This is a genomic window from Streptococcus mitis, from assembly GCF_946188375.1.
Classification (GTDB): Bacteria; Bacillota; Bacilli; order Lactobacillales; family Streptococcaceae; genus Streptococcus; species Streptococcus mitis_CX.
In genome coordinates this window covers 1-241 of sequence record NZ_CAMHUS010000187.1, presented here as the reverse complement: position 1 = coordinate 241, position 241 = coordinate 1, and the positions used below count along the sequence as shown (strand labels likewise).

The 241-nt window shown below is 57.3% G+C and carries 1 protein-coding gene; it reads right to left on the bottom strand.

Annotated features, from left to right (window positions below; genetic code table 11):
* Nucleotides 1-241 (bottom strand): hypothetical protein (locus N8M16_RS10140; RefSeq protein WP_261070164.1); only part of this gene is annotated, 241 nt, incomplete at both ends.

The following is a 241-nucleotide window of genomic DNA, read 5'->3' as shown; positions in this document are numbered from 1 at the left end:
CTTGCGCATTTCGAGGTAAAGTGGCGGCATCCAGTCGCAATGCAAAAAGCCCTTGTATTGGGTCCGGCTGGGGGGATACATGCTGCCGTCATGGTGACGCTCGCGAATGTAGCGCTCGTAGAGCTGGTAATACTCGGGCTTGTCGTCATAGCTGAGCACCAGTTCAAGGTCCTGATTCAACTGCCGGATCCGCTTCTGGCTGCGGCTCGGCACAAAGCGTTCGCTGTGAATGCGCAGCGAC